The sequence below is a fragment of the uncultured Winogradskyella sp. genome, from assembly GCF_947495255.1.
Classification (GTDB): Bacteria; Bacteroidota; Bacteroidia; order Flavobacteriales; family Flavobacteriaceae; genus Winogradskyella.
In genome coordinates, this window is the sequence record NZ_CANLYI010000008.1 from 235,152 (window position 1) to 250,537 (window position 15,386).

The 15,386-nt window shown below is 31.3% G+C and carries 12 protein-coding genes; 4 read left to right on the forward strand and 8 right to left on the reverse strand.

Annotation, left to right across the window (positions count from 1 at the left end):
• The first annotated feature begins 3 nt into the window (after positions 1–3).
• Genes Q0807_RS14720 through miaA form a run of 4 tightly spaced genes read left to right on the forward strand, consistent with a single transcriptional unit; the run spans position 4 to position 5,073 of the window.
• Entirely contained in the window at positions 4–1,374 is a 1,371-nt protein-coding gene (locus Q0807_RS14720) for an exonuclease domain-containing protein (RefSeq protein WP_299111179.1), read from the forward strand.
• The gene (locus Q0807_RS14725; RefSeq protein ID WP_299111066.1) at positions 1,374–3,320 is read left to right on the forward strand and encodes a DUF3857 domain-containing protein; all 1,947 of its coding nucleotides are present in this window, start codon (positions 1,374–1,376) and stop codon (positions 3,318–3,320) included. Before Q0807_RS14720 ends, Q0807_RS14725 begins: the two co-directional genes overlap by 1 nt.
• 24 nt (positions 3,321–3,344) lie before the next feature.
• On the forward strand, positions 3,345–4,175 hold the full coding sequence (locus tag Q0807_RS14730) for an ion transporter (RefSeq protein ID WP_299111068.1): 831 nt from the start codon (positions 3,345–3,347) through the stop codon (positions 4,173–4,175).
• A complete protein-coding gene (gene miaA / locus Q0807_RS14735; protein WP_299111071.1) occupies positions 4,168–5,073 on the forward strand; it encodes a tRNA (adenosine(37)-N6)-dimethylallyltransferase MiaA in 906 nt (301 codons plus the stop codon). The genes Q0807_RS14730 and miaA overlap by 8 nt, the downstream gene beginning before the upstream one ends.
• Before the next feature lie 7 nt (positions 5,074–5,080).
• Here the strand turns inward: miaA and Q0807_RS14740 are convergent, their stop codons facing one another.
• The 8 genes from Q0807_RS14740 to Q0807_RS14775 form a co-directional block, all read right to left on the reverse strand.
• Positions 5,081–5,482 carry a VanZ family protein gene (locus tag Q0807_RS14740; protein ID WP_299111073.1) on the reverse strand — a complete coding sequence of 134 codons (402 nt, stop codon included), beginning with the start codon at positions 5,480–5,482 and terminating at the stop codon, positions 5,081–5,083.
• A 76-nt stretch (positions 5,483–5,558) separates the two neighbouring features.
• The gene (locus tag Q0807_RS14745) at positions 5,559–6,266 is read right to left on the reverse strand and encodes a response regulator transcription factor (RefSeq protein ID WP_299111075.1); all 708 of its coding nucleotides are present in this window, start codon (positions 6,264–6,266) and stop codon (positions 5,559–5,561) included.
• A gap of 13 nt (positions 6,267–6,279) precedes the next feature.
• Positions 6,280–7,812, reverse strand: a complete 1,533-nt coding sequence (locus Q0807_RS14750) for a sensor histidine kinase KdpD (RefSeq protein WP_299111077.1) — start codon at positions 7,810–7,812, stop codon at positions 6,280–6,282.
• A 108-nt stretch (positions 7,813–7,920) separates the two neighbouring features.
• Entirely contained in the window at positions 7,921–8,511 is a 591-nt protein-coding gene (gene coaE / locus Q0807_RS14755) for a dephospho-CoA kinase (protein ID WP_299111079.1), read from the reverse strand.
• Between the two features lies 1 nt (position 8,512).
• Positions 8,513–9,475 carry a hypothetical protein gene (locus Q0807_RS14760; RefSeq protein WP_299111081.1) on the reverse strand — a complete coding sequence of 321 codons (963 nt, stop codon included), beginning with the start codon at positions 9,473–9,475 and terminating at the stop codon, positions 8,513–8,515.
• Positions 9,476–9,483: 8 nt separating this feature from the next.
• On the reverse strand, positions 9,484–10,485 hold the full coding sequence (locus tag Q0807_RS14765) for a glycosyltransferase (protein WP_299111083.1): 1,002 nt from the start codon (positions 10,483–10,485) through the stop codon (positions 9,484–9,486).
• Between the two features lie 167 nt (positions 10,486–10,652).
• The gene (locus Q0807_RS14770) at positions 10,653–14,318 is read right to left on the reverse strand and encodes a choice-of-anchor J domain-containing protein (RefSeq protein ID WP_299111085.1); all 3,666 of its coding nucleotides are present in this window, start codon (positions 14,316–14,318) and stop codon (positions 10,653–10,655) included.
• Between the two features lie 239 nt (positions 14,319–14,557).
• Complete coding sequence (locus Q0807_RS14775; protein ID WP_299111087.1) at positions 14,558–15,376, reverse strand: enoyl-ACP reductase; 819 nt, start codon at positions 15,374–15,376, stop codon at positions 14,558–14,560.
• Positions 15,377–15,386 lie beyond the last annotated feature (10 nt).

The window sequence follows — 15,386 nt, forward strand, 5'->3', positions numbered from 1 at the left end:
ACTATATACGCAATATTAGACATAGAAACCACTGGTGGAAAGTACAATGAAGAAGGAATTACAGAAATTGCTATCTACAGGTACAATGGTCATGAAATAACGGACCAATTTATTTCTTTAGTTAATCCGCAGCGCGAAATCCAACCCTTTGTAGTTAATCTTACAGGTATTAATTCTAACATGCTTAGAAATGCACCTAAATTTTACGAAGTAGCAAAACGCATTGTAGAAATTACTGAGGATTGTATTATTGTAGCTCATAATTCTTCTTTTGACTACAGAATTCTTAAAACCGAATTTAAACGCTTAGGATTTCCTTTTAAACGCAAAACCCTTTGTACAGTTGAGTTATCTAAACAATTGATTCCTGATATGGAATCTTACAGCTTAGGTAAATTAACTAGAGCTTTAGGGATACCTATGAGCGACAGACACAGAGCAAATGGTGATGCCTTAGCAACGGTAAAATTGTTTAAAATGTTGTTGAATAAAGATTTAGATAAGGTCATTGTAAAAGATGCGATTAAGATTGAACAGAAATCTAAAATAGCTCCTAATCTTAATAACATTATAGATGAATTACCATCACATACAGGTGTATACTACATTCATAATGTAGATGGAGATATTATATACATTGGTAAAAGTAAAAATATTAGAAAACGTATCGTTCAACATTTTACAGGTACCAATTCTAAGTCTAAGAAAATTCAGAAATTAGTAAGTACAGTGACTTACGAAAAAACGGGTAGCGAACTAGCTGCATTACTAAAAGAAAGTGCTGAAATAAAAAAGAACAAACCTATTTTTAATAGGGCATTACGCAGAAGTATTTTTACACATGCACTTTATAGTTTTACAGATAAAAATGGCTATATCAATTTAGAAATAGACAAGTCAGACAGAGACGATGTACCTATAACAACATTTAGCACAAGAGCAAGTGGAAAACATTTTATGTTTAAGGCTGTTGAAGATTTCAATCTGTGCCAAAAACTTACAGGTTTATACACTACAAAAACAAGTTGTTTTAAATACGAAGTTAAAGAATGTAATGGTGCTTGCATTAATGAAGAATCTGTTGAAGATTATAATAAACGAATAGAATTACTAAAAGAAAAATATAGTTACGATAATAAAAACATGCTTATCATTGATAAGGGTCGTGAAATAAGCGAAAAAGTAGTGTTTTTAATCGAAAATGGTATTTTTAGAGGCATGGGTTATTTCAACTTAAATCTTCAAATAGATAACAGAAAAATTCTAAAATCTGTTATTACTCCTATGACAAACGATAGAGATTCTCAACATATCATTCAGAGTTATCTAAGAAGAAATAAACGTTTAAAAATTATAGATTTAAATCAAGATTAATGAAATATAGGTTATTAATAGTTTCACTATTCGCTTCATTTTTAAGTTTCTCTCAAGGTTATGTTACTGATATGTCAGTTTCTAAAAGCGAATTAGAACAAACAATTTACTCTAAAGATTCTACAGCCGAAGCATTAGTTATCTACGATTATGGCAACAGTTTTGTTAATAACAAAACCTTTTGGTTAAATTCTCAGTTTAAGCAAAAAATTAAAATATTAAAACCTGAAGGCATCGATAGAGGCGAATTTGAAGTTATACTTTACAAAGGAAAATCTTCTACCGAAAAAATTGAGGATATTAAAGGTACAACCTACAATTTAGAGGATGATAAAGTGGTAAAAACCTATTTAACAAAAAAAGCCATTTTTAGAGAAGAAAACGAAAAATATACACGTGTAAAATTTGTTTTGCCTAATGTAAAAGTTGGCAGTATCGTAACCATAAGCTATGAAAAACAGTCGCGCTTTATGGCTAAATTTCAACCTTGGTACTTTCAAGGAGATGATCCTGTCTTATATAGTGAATACAATACCAGTATCCCAGGTAACTACGAGTATCATATAAAACTTGTTGGTGGTATTCCGTTTGACACGCATGATGTCAGTCTGAAAAAAAATTGCTTAGAAACAGGACGAGGAGCAAGCGCTGATTGCAGTGTTTCTAAATATATAATGAAAAACATACCAGCATATAAGTCTGAAGATTTTACTACTACGTCCTTAAATTATTCCTCCAGAGTAGAATATGAAATGAGTGTTTTTCATGGTTTTGATGGTAGAGTTGATAAAATTACTAAAACATGGAAAGATGCAGACCATGAACTCAAAGCAGATAGTGAATTTGGAAAACAACTCAGTAAAAGCAGTCTTGCAAAAAATATTTTACCTCAGTCTATTACCTCTATTCCTGACCAACTCGAAAGGGCTAAAGCGATATATCGTTTTGTTCTAGATAATTATACTTGGAACGGAAAATCTGAACGTTATGATGTTTCTGTCAAAGATTTAATAAAAGAAAAGGTAGGTAGTGTTTTTGAAATCAACTTACTCTTAGAAAACCTATTATCTAGTGAAGGCCTGAAGGTATATCCTATTTTAATGTCTACACGAGAAAACGGTTTTGCTACTAAAGTATATCCTGTTCTTACTGATTTTAATTATGTTATTTTAAAAACTACAATAGACGGAAAACATTATTTTCTAGATGCCACAGATAAATACTACACTTTTGGTGAATTACCTTTTAGAGCTTTAAATCAATATGGTAGATTAATTGATTTTGAAGATGGCAGTTACTGGGAAGATATTGTAGTGAGTAATTATTCTGGCAGAACACATAGAGTTCAACTATCTTCATTCACAGACGATGAATTTACCGGAACAATACAAAGTAGATATACTGGCTATCATTCTCATAAACCAAAGAAACAATATGACGAGAACCCTTCTAGTTATTTAGAGAATAAAACAAATACCCTTTCTGATATTTCAATTGACAACTTTGAAGTTGTTGATTTTGATGTTTCAAATCATAATTTTAATGAAAAATTTGATGTCAACATAGACCCCGAATTTATTGGTAACAAAATTTACCTTAATCCATTTCTTATCAAATTTTTTGAAGAAAATCCTTTTAAGCTTCAAGAACGTACTTACCCAATAGATTTTGGCTACAAAAACGTTTACAATTATAGTATGCAAATTAAGATAGATGAAAGTTTAACTATTCTTGAAACTCCTGAAAAGTTCAATTATTTGCTTCCTAATGGAGCCGGAAGCCTAGTATTTAATATAGAATTAAAAGATAACTTACTTACACTCTATTTTAAAGTTAAATTCAATTTACCCATCTATCTACCAGAATACTATCCTTATTTAAAAATTTTTATGGATAAGGTAGTAGAGCTTCAAAACAACACAGTTATTGTTTTAGAAAAGAAATAATTTTACTTTTCGTACTTTTAGATAATGAAATCGAATCAGAAACATAATTGGAAAACTAAACTTCATGAAATAATTTATGAAGCAGATACACCAGCAGGAAAGTTATTCGATATAATTCTGCTTATAGCTATACTTGCTAGTATTATTCTTGTTATGCTAGAAAGTGTTAATAGTTTTGATTCAAAATATCATACGTTTTTAAATATTTCTGAATGGATAATTACCATTCTCTTTACATTAGAATATATCGCGCGAATCATTTCTGTAAAGAAACCATTAAAATATATCACAAGCTTTTACGGCATCATAGATTTATTATCCACAATACCAAAATACTTATCATTAGTATTTATTGGCACACATGCATTAGTTGCATTACGTGCATTACGTTTACTACGAGTTTTCAGAATTTTAAAATTAGCCAGATATTTAGGTGCTTCAAACAATTTAATGTTAGCGTTAAAGGCTAGTCGAGTTAAAATATCGGTATTTCTATTTGCAGTAGTAATTATTTCTATCATATTAGGTACAATTATGTATTTGATAGAAGGTGAAGAAAACGGATTTACTAACATCCCTAAAAGTGTCTATTGGTGTATTGTAACCCTTACAACAGTTGGTTATGGAGATATCGCACCACAAACTCCATTAGGACAATTTATTGCATCTTTAGTTATGGTTTTAGGTTATGGAATTATTGCCGTACCAACAGGTATTGTAACAGCTGAAATCGCAAAAACAAAAGAACCAGAATTACATACTAACACACAGTCCTGCCCTAATTGCTCTGCTTATAATCATAAAGACAATGCCGAGTTTTGTTATGAGTGTGGCTACAAATTAAACCATGAGTAATTTTTTAATTTCTATTGTTGGACCAACAGCTATAGGAAAAACAGCTTTAAGTATTAAGCTTGCGCAACATTTTAGTACAGAAATCATCTCTGCAGATTCTCGTCAATTTTATAAAGAAATGTCAATTGGTACTGCTGTTCCTTTTGAAGATGAACTGAATGCAGCACCACATCATTTTATTCAAAATAAGTCTATCCATGATTATTTTAGTGTCGGTGATTTTGAACGCGATGCTATTTCAAAACTTAAACAACTGCATACAGACAAACCAATTGTTGTAATGGTTGGAGGTTCTGGTTTATATGTCAAATCTGTAACAAAAGGTTTAGATTATTTTCCTGAAGTTGATGCTAGTATTAGAACACAACTTAACTCTCAATTAGAGATAAATGGACTAGCTCTTTTACAAGAAAAATTACAATTGTTAGATCCAGAAACTTATAAAACTATAGCGATAGATAATCCTCAACGAGTTATTAGAGCTTTAGAAATCTGTATTGGTACAGGTAAACCTTATTCTTCTTTTCTTACCAATCCTGAAAAAAATAGAGCATTTAAAACTATAACTATTGGCTTAAATGCAGAACGGTCTATAATCTATGATAGAATTAATCAACGTGTAGATTTAATGATTGAAAATGGCTTGTTAGACGAAGTGAAATCTCTTATTCCTCACAAACAACTCAATGCCTTAAATACCGTTGGTTATAAAGAGCTATTCAATTATTTTGAAGGTGAATGGGCACTAGATTTTGCAATTTCAGAAATTAAAAAGAATACCAGACGTTTTGCAAAGCGCCAATTAACTTGGTTTAGAAAAGAAGAATCAATTGAGTGGTTTGATTTTAAAACTGATGTTGATGACATTATAAAGCACATCACCTCTAAATTAGGGTAAATGCGTATTATTCACTTGATTCTTTCAACTTGAAAACCCCTTTCTTGTTCAGTAAATTGCCAATAAAAGTAAAAAACAAAATACCTAAACCATCTGCGATTAAATCTGATATATCTAACGTACGATTAGGAAAAAAGGCTTGACTTAATTCTTCAATAAGCACGCAAATAGCTACTAAAAGTGTCCCTAGAGGTAATACTTCCCAATATTTAAAATTTTTAAATCTTAATGCGGAATTTACAGCCAAAGTAAAAAATCCAAATAGAAAAAAATGACCAATCTTATCACCATAAGGCAACCTATTCACAAAATCAAAAAAGACATTTTTACCACCTGTATCTGCAGAAAAGATAATCCAAATTATAAAAAGTAGAAATAGAGCCGTAATTCCTTTAATCCAATTACTCATTAATGAATTGTTCTATAAAACAAAAATCCAGCTCAAAGAACTGGATTTTTTTAATATCTAAAAAATGAACACCTTATTATTGGTTGTTTATAACTAATCTAAAGCCTTCACCATGTATGTTTAAAATCTCAACATTTGGATCTGGTTTTAAGTATTTACGCAACTTAGCAATATATACGTCCATACTACGAGATGTAAAGTAATTATCATCTCTCCAAATTTTTGTTAATGCTAATTCTCTTGGCATTAAATCATTTTCATGTAAAGCTAATAAACGTAATAATTCGTTCTCTTTAGGTGATAATTTTGAAGGATCTCCACCATCAAATTTTAAAAATCTTAATTTAGAATTTAAATCAAAACGACCAATTTTAAACTCAAATTGTTTACTATCAGCAACTGTATCTGTTGCTTTACGTTGCATTATAGCTTTAATCTTCATTAGTAAGACTTCACTATCAAACGGCTTGTTAAGGTAATCGTCTGCTCCTACTTTATAGCCTTTTAATACATCTTCTTTCATCGCTTTTGCTGTTAAGAAAACAATAGGCACATCTGTATTTTTTTCACGAATCTCTTTCGCTAATGTAAATCCATCTTTATAAGGCATCATAACATCTAAAATACAAAGATCATAATCATCTTTTTTGAACTTCTCAAAGCCTTCCATACCATTTTTAGCATGAACAACGTCGTAATCGTTCATCATTAAATAATCCTTTAAAACCGTTCCAAAATTTGGATCGTCTTCAACTAATAGTATTTTTTTGTTTTGCTCTTCCATAGTTCTTTTTTTTTTATGATATTAATGGCATCTTTATAATAAAAGTACTGCCTTTTCCTTTTTCACTTTCTACTGATATATGACCTTGATGATCATCTACTATTCTTTTTACATAAGCTAAACCTAGCCCATGACCTTTAACATTATGCACATTACCTGTGTGTTCTCTATAAAATTTCTCAAACACTCGTTTAGCAACTGCTTTAGACATTCCGTTTCCTTGGTCTACAACTCTTACAATGATGTTGTGTCCAGCGTTTTCGGTGTATACGTCTATTTTTGGCGCATCATCCGAGTATTTAATGGCATTGTCTAATATGTTAACTAGCACATTAGTAAAATGCGTTTCGTTTGCTAAAACCGATGAGTATTCAGCATTTAAATGTGTTTTTATATAACCCTGTCTATCTTCTACAATAAGCTCTACATGCGTTATAGCATCTTCTATTAAGTCGTGCAACTCATGTCTTTCCTTACTAATGTTGAGTTCATTCTTTTCTAGCTTTGAAATACGTAATACATTTTCTACTTGCGCATGCATCCGTTTATTCTCTTCCTTTATCATTCCTAAATAACGCAACACCTTTTCCTTATCGTTAATGATTTTAGGATTCTTAATAGAATCTAAAGCCAAATTAATCGTTGCAATTGGTGTTTTAAACTCATGCGTCATATTATTAATAAAGTCCGTCTTTATCTGTGATATTTGACGTTGCTTAATTAACTGATAAATAGCACTTACATAAGCAATAATTATAATACTTGTAAATACGATTGAGAGTATAATCATCTTTAAAATAGAAGATATCAGATACTTTTTTCGTTCCGGAAAATCAACCCAAAGGTTAAAAGTACTCTCATTATTATTATCTAAAAATATTTGTACACCTCGTGCTTCATCTGTCATTTCAAAATTTTGTGACATCACTTTAGTCGCTAAATCTTGATCATAAATAGCAAACTCAAAATCTAAATCAATACCTTCTTTTGTTAATTCCTTTCTTAAAAGTGCTTCTACCTGTTTTACAGTTATTCTTCTATAAACTGGTTTATCTTTTAGTATCGTTTTAATTGATTCCTCATAAACTTGTTTGTCTAAATCTCCTAAAGTGGAATATTCTTTTAGACTCGTTTCTGGATCTGTTCGTTTAATACCATCTATAGTTGTGGTATTATAATATTCCGTTACACGCTCGCTGTATAGTTTACTAATATTAAAACTATCTGCATCAATTTCAATGAACATTGATGGGACTTTATAAAGTTCTTCAAAAACCGTATTACGATGTATTATGGTTTTGTCATTAATATCGTCTTCTGTGGCTATGAATAATTGCTTTATTATTGAAGAATTTACCTTATTCTCATTATTTAGATAAGGTTTAAGCTTCTTAAAATAATCTCTAAACTCATTTTCTGCAATGGAACTAGAGACATAGCTTAAAGAACGTTTTACGCTACGTGTAAAATTCTTCTTTTCATTTTCTAAACTATTGTTTATAAAAAACGATTGCACAAAAATAATTCCGAGGAGTGATAAACTCATAAGAACCACCAATAAGACGAATAGCTTTTTGCCCATCAGCCAAATTTAACATTTTAACATTTAGTACAAATTAGGTTTAACCTAACGTTAACAAAAGAAAACGAATAATTATTGCTTTATTTTTTGAAGAATTTTCTCGTGAACCTTAACTGCTTGTTTTTTAGCCTCAACCAAGTCGTTATTAGTAATTACAAAATCAGATTTTTTTATCTTCTCTGCATCAGACAATTGATTTTTAATAATAGATTTCACCTTTTCTATAGAAGCATTGTCACGTTTTATAACGCGTTGTACCCTTAAGTCTTCATCTGCTACAACGGTAATAATGTAATTATATTGACTTTCAAGATTATTTTCAAAAATAATAGCTGCTTCTTTTATGACGTATTCTGAATCTTGTTTTTTTAGCCATCGCTTAAAATGTGACGCTACTTTAGGGTGCACAATAGCATTCATTTTGGCTAACAATTCCTTATTATTAAATATTTTTGAAGATAAATAAGGTCTATTCAGTTCATTGTTTTTATAAGCATCCTTACCAAACAAATCTATTAATTTTCGTCTTATAACTTTAGAATGATTCATCAGAGCTTTAGCTTCAACATCAGCAATATAAACAGGAACTCCTAAAGCTTTAAAATACTCTAAAATAGTGGTTTTCCCACTTCCAATTCCTCCTGTAAGTCCAACTACTACCATATTACAACTTAATATAATCTATTCGTTTTTGTCTAATATTAACGCGTTTAACAAAAGATGGCTTTTTTACCACTTTCGGTAATAAATAGGTCTGATTATTTCCTAAATCTTTATAATTACACTCAACTCTAAAATCGTCAGTTTTTACAGCATTATAATCTTCCAAGTCCACATAAAATGAAACGCTTACAGTTTTAGGAAAATAATTAATGTTAACGTTACTGGGTTGATTGGTTATAATAACAGGTACTTCTTTTATACCTTCTGTAAATCTGGCAACATCACCAGATACTTGTATTATTTTAGGAAATACCTCTATATTTTCTAATGATGAAATATCTAAATTTAAAGATGTACTTATAGGTTGATTGACACTAGTTAACAATAATTCTTCTGTTTTGATAGAATTAATTTTATTGACCATTGCGGCAGACCCAACAATCTTTACGCTATCTGTATTAAAATTAAAATCTCCTTTTAAATCATAACCAACTGCGTAATTAATGTTTTTAACCAATTCAACAGGAACAACTTTTGATGCTCTTTTAGAAAATGAAATTAAAAGTGTATCTGGCATTACAGAAAGTAATTGATAAGAATTACCTAGTTGCCCTTCTAATAAATACTTATGCTTTTGCACATCAAAAATAAACTGATTGCCCTTTATCGTTACATTATTTTTAGAATTAACAATCAATTCCTTAGACCTATTAAAAAGAAGAGGAACTAACGCAAAGCCTTTAGCTTCAACATATGCATCAATATAAGTAGTTGAATCATTTTTAATTATTATCTCATCTTCTACATTAATTAAATTAACCTTTACTTTAATGGTTTGCTTATAATCGCTAGATAGTTTAGAAAAAATTAGTAACACAAACGCAGCAATAAAGAACAAACTAAAACGCTTGTAATTTTTATTTTTGAAATAGTCTAATATGTTTGTGTTCTTATTTGGTTTCATTTTTTGAGCTAGAAAAACAATTGAGGAAATGATTCTTTAGGATTTTTTCTTAAAACGACCAACGTAAACGTTGATATCAAAAATCCAATACCATAACCAAAAAACTGTATAACAATGGCAAATAAAGCTTGAAAAGCAATTACAATACTTCTATTAAAAATTAAAGCTAAAACAAAGGCTATTATAAAATACAATCCATATAAGTAAATAGGTAAATAACAGTTAAATATCATTAAAAATAATGAAACAATTAGTCCCAAACTAAATAAAGTTGGAAACCAGTACACGAGACTTTTAGATTTTGGATGCCATTGATTAAGTATTGGCCTTACCATGCCAAATTTATTGACTTGTTTATAAAATTTGGACCAAGAAACACGTCGTTTATGATAAACATAAGCATTTTCTATAAGTGTTGTTTTATAACCTAATTTATGCAATCTAAGTGATAAATCTGGATCTTCACCAGGATGAATTTTACCAAAACCTTCCGAGGCTAAAAATGCAGTCTTAGATAAACCCATATTAAAACTTCGTGGTTGAAAATCCTCTACCTTTTGCTTACCTCCTCTTATTCCTCCTGTGGTAATAAATGAAGTCATGGCAAAGTTTATAGCTTTTTGAAGATTTGAAAATGAACTATGTGCAGCGTCAGGACCACCAAAACAATCGTAATAATTTTTGTCTAAAAACGTCTTTACTTCCATTAAATAATTTGAAGGCATTAACACATCAGAATCTAAAATGATATAGTAATTACCTTTTGCCTTTTGCATTCCGAAGTTACGAGAATCTCCAGGACCAGAATTTGGTTTAAAATAATAAGAGATATCTAATTTACTTTGAAATTTTTCTACAACATGCTCTGATGTATCAGAAGAACCATCCTCAACTATTACTATTTCAAAGGTATTATCGCCATCAAAATTCAAAAAACTACCTAGGAGTTCTTCAATTTCTTCAGGTCTATTATATACTGGGATAATAAAAGAAAAATCTAATGCCTTCATAAGTTACAAAGGTAAATAAACCTAACACAAAAATTAATGCTTAGAGTAGCTTAAATAAAATTATAATAAGATAAAAGGATTAACTAGTAAGAACCAAGAATTACAAGAATTATAAACAAAAAAAAGCCGCTAAATAGCGGCTTTTTAATAAATATAGGATTAGGCTATTATTGCTTAATCACTCTTATTGTTTGTGTAATATTTGCAATAGTTACTTTAACAAAATAAGCACCAGTTTGTAACTGAGACATATCTAATTCACTATCAATTGCATTAGGAGTGGCTCTTAATACTTCTTGACCTAGCATATTATACATTGAAACCTGCTCTATTGTATTTTGAGCATTTAATGTTAATGTATTTTTAACTGGGTTAGGGAAATATGTGAAAGCATTTACATCAAAATTGTCAACAGATAATGCTTCTTCAGATTCTGACCAAATTGCCAATGTAAATTCAGATGCTGAAGACGTAGTTGCATAATAATAGAAAACTCTTAATAAGTAAGTTTCACCAACTACAAAATCAGTACGGCTAATTCTTGGATTACCAAAAGTAGAATCATAATCATCACATTCTACTGATACTAAACTACCACATTCTCCACTAAATAATTCAATTACACCATCAAAATCATCAGTTACATCAATATTAATGTCTGCTGAAGTTGCAACAAAACTATACCATACATCATCATTTGAAGTCCCTGCACAAGCAGCAACTCCTGAATCTGTAGCTGCAGCTATTGAACCTTGAATTTGAGTTGCAGATGCAAAATCTGCTATTTCATTTTCTACAGTAACAGCAAATGCCCCTAAACAATCATCATTTAAAGGAGGACAATCGTAAACAAAAGCACCTACAAACAAATCACAAGTATTATCTGTACCATGTAAAATGTTTAAGTCAATACTAGTACCACTGGTATAAGGACCAACAGTTATAATTCCTAAGCTTGAAACAGCATACGTATTTGTACCATCATAAAGTTCTGGAATACCATCACCTAAAGCTGTAACATCAACATCTATTGAAAATTGATTATTTGCACAATCAGATACAATAGTAGCTGTTGCTTCTGCAGGAGCACAAGATGCAACAACAATATTAACATCTACATCCATAGTAACACCATAAGTTGAACTATTACATGGGTCTGTAGCATTAGCATTAGTATCATCCGTTACAATACGCATTCTATGTTGACCTAATGAAGCACCTGATGGCATCGTAAATGATGCATCTAATGTTGTTGGATCAGCGTTTGTTGATTCACCTGTATAAACTAAATCTGACGCATCAAATACTAAATCATCATCAAAATCAATCCAAATATTTGTTCCATATGTATAACCTGTTACGAATGTAATCTGAACATTTGAGTTAATACCAGCAGCCAAATCTACTGGAGAACCAGTAAAATCTTCATATGTAATATCACCACCACTTGCAAAATCTACAGAACCAACTTGTAGATTTGAAATACCATCACCATCATTACTTGATGGTACTGATGAACAATATCCTGTATATAAAGATAATGGTCCAATCCATGGGCTAACACCATCTCCACAATTAGCTCTTACGTATACATTGTAATCATGATCAGCAGTTAAAGAATTAATTGTATAAGGGTTTGTAACTTCAGTCTCTGTTGCAGTACCTGTAACAGTTTCACCATTAGTAATATCAACTACTTCAATATCCCATAGCGTTTCAGAGTCACCTGCTGTCCAAGCAATATCTGCTGATGTATATGAGAAACCTGTAACTAATAAATCTGAAGGTTCAACACATGCTGGCACTTCTTCCACGATAACATCGTCAATATAAAGGTACCATCCGTCTAGGCCTAGACCTGTTGCAGGCACATGAAATGCAATATAAACATCACCAGTATAAGCTGTTAAATCAATTATAACTTCTTGATATTCTATATTATCATAAGAAGCATTAGCCAATAACGTTTCTGTAAAATCAGTTGGTTCTGTACCTGTGGTAGATAATAAAACTGTAAAATCATTTGGTTCTCCTACTGATCTAACACGATGTTGAAATTTAAGTCTTTCTCCACCTGTTAATGCAAGTTGAGGAGAAACTAAATAATCATCGTTCGCACCTGCATTATAATCAGTGTATATTCCAAATGCTTGAGTTCCTGAATTAGCATAAGCTGCAGAATCATAAATTATCCATGCATCACCATCTTCGTTATTATCAATTGATGACCAACATGATAACGTTTCGCTCGTTGATTCTAAATCCTCTGTCCAAGGGAACATTGTAATAGTTTCACATGCTGTATAAAAAGAAAAAGGTCCAACCCATGGGCTTGTATCTCCTCCTCCACAATCTGCTTGCACATAGTACTCATAAGCCGTAGCAGCTGTCAAACTAGAAGCTTCAAACGGATTAGCAACAGAAGAATTAGTCGCTGTGCCTGTAGGTGTAAAACCTAATTCACCAAGCTCTACATTCCATGCCGATGCTCCTGCATTATCTGTCCAAGCTAAATCAGCTGTAGATGTTGTTATAGACATAGAACTTAAATCTGTTGGCTCTACACAAGAAGGGATTGTTTCAATAGAAATATTATCTAAGAAATAAGCATCATAACTACCAGTAAGACCGTGTTTAAATGCTAAATAGCTATCTGTTCCTGCAGGTATATTAACAGTATAACTTTCGTAATCATTAGTTACTAACGTTATAGTTTCTATTGCCGTAAAAGTTGTTCCATCAGCAGCATCTGTCAAAGTACCAACAATTAATTGTTGATCAATACTTCCGTCTACATCAAAACTAACTCTGTTTAATCCAGAAGTTAAATCCGTAGTTTCAGGACTAACTAATATATAATCGTTTGTTACATCTGCAGCGTTATACATGTAAAATGAATTTGCACCTGTAGAACTAACATAACCATATCCTGTACCACCATCAATAAATGACCAACACGTTGGTATTGTTGGTGAACTAGATGTACCTGTTGCCGTAGTATCAAAATCTTCCGTATATGGAACTGTAAAAGCTTCGCATTCAGTAGTAAATGTAAATGGTCCAGCCCAAGCACTTAAATCTGCTCCACAATCTGCTTGAACATAAAAATCATAACTAGTACCAGACATTAAACCTGTCTTTGTATAAGGGTTGGCAACTCCTGTATCTGTAGCATTCCCTGTAATTGCTTCACCTTGTTCAACAATTTCTATATTATATAAAGCTGAACTACCATTCTCTGTCCAAGACAAGTCTGCTCCTTCTATTGTAGTATTCGTTGCACTTAATAAAGAAGGCTGAGGACATGAAATAGTTTGCGTTAAAAAGATATTATCTAAATAAAAATAACTATCTCCACTTTGCCACTCTCCTCTAATTCTAAATTTAAAATCAGAGCCACTTGGCAAACTTGCTGCTGGTATAGTTTCAGAGTATTGCGAACAAGCCGTAGTTTCTGTAACTCCAAAAGACGAAATTGAATTCCAAGCAGCACCATCATCAGTAGAGTATTCTACATAAATAATATAATCAACAGGATTAGTTAAATATGGTCTCGCCAACCATTGAAATTCAACCGTAGTATCTGTTCCGTTTGAACCTCCAACATAATTTGGTGATGTAAAAGAACCATCATTTGATGCTGAACTGTACATGTTATCAGCGATGTTCCCTGATCCTTCACACAAATAAGCTTCAGCTGTACTAGTAAAATAACTTACTTGTGTCCATCCTGCTGGGAAACCAGAATCTAGACTTTCTTGAATAAAAATTTGCGCATTAGATTGCCAACAAAAAGCAACCAACGCAAATAACATTAATGTAATTTTTTTCATGTAAAATGGATTAAAAGTTAGTAATTCTTTAAAAATATGTTAATTCTTTAGAAGAAGAGGATGTTTAACTTTCAAATCGTTGAAATGTAAAAAATACCGCTAAGAGACCTAATTCGAGTTGTCTGTCAACTAACTATTGAAAATAAAGCTATAATATTTGAAATTCCGAAAATTTAAAAGAAAAAAAAAAGCCGTTTCGTATGTAACGAAACGGCTTTAGCATTAAAATATATGTAACCTTATTGGTTATCTATAAATGTTTCCATAACTGAATCACTCACTCCCATATTACTGAAACCGCCATCATTATATAAATTTTGAAGTGTTACGCGTTTGGTTAAATCACTAAATAAAGTAATAGTGTAATTAGCACAATCCATAGCTGAAGCATTTCCTAATGGTGACATTTTCTCAGCATAAGCAATAAAGCCATCGAATCCTTTAACTCCACTACCTGCTGTTGTTGGTGTTGGTGATTGAGAAATAGTATTTACTCTTACTTTTTTATCTCTTCCAAAGAAATAGCCAAAACTACGAGCTACACTTTCTAAATAAGCTTTATTATCTGCCATATCATTATAATCAGGAAAAACACGCTGAGCAGCCATATAAGTTAATGCTACAATACTTCCCCATTCATTCATGGCGTCTGCTTTGTAAAGCGTCTGCATCACTTTATGAAAAGACATCGCAGAAACATCGGTTCCCTTTTGTGTCCAAGCATAGTTTTGATCCGTGTAATGTTTTCCTTTTCTAACATTAATAGACATACCTATAGAATGTAAAACGAAATCAATTTTTCCGCCTAAAACCTCCATAGATTTTTCTATTAAATTTTGCAAATCTTCTTCTGAAGTTGCATCTGCAGGAATAATCTCTGATCCCGTAATTTTTGCCAATTCATCTATTTGACCCATTCTAATAGAAACAGGTGCATTGGTAAGAACAAATGTACCTCCTTCTTCATGCACACGAACTGCAGTTTTCCATGCAATAGAATTCTCATCTAATGCTCCAAATATGATTCCTCGTTTTCCTTTTAGTAAGTTGTATGACATGTTGTATTAT